The following is a 284-nucleotide window of genomic DNA, read 5'->3' on the forward strand; positions in this document are numbered from 1 at the left end:
TCCTCAACTCGAAAATATTCCTCAATACTACTGGGCTCAAGTTCAATGTCAACTCTATTGTTCTCAAGCGCACTTCGCTTACTTTTTAGTCTATTTTCATGAACAAAACTATCACGTGGTACGGATTTATCAAGATCAAACCTTTATCACGAAAATGATCCAAGCTAGTCAAAAATACTTAGAACTTTTAACCAAAGCCAAACAAGAATTATCACAAACAACTTATTTAAAACGATTAAGTAAATTTAAATAATAATTAAAACTCTAAGACCTTCAAATTGAAG

Annotated in this window: 1 pseudogene; it reads left to right on the forward strand. The window is 31.0% G+C overall.

The features are described from left to right. Positions 1-253: pseudogene (locus tag RI01_RS02530) on the forward strand (endonuclease); the annotation flags it as partial. Between the last annotated feature and the right edge of the window lie 31 nt (positions 254-284).

It is taken from the genome of Italian clover phyllody phytoplasma str. MA1 (assembly GCF_000300695.1).
GTDB lineage: Bacteria > Bacillota_I > Bacilli_A > Acholeplasmatales > Acholeplasmataceae > Phytoplasma.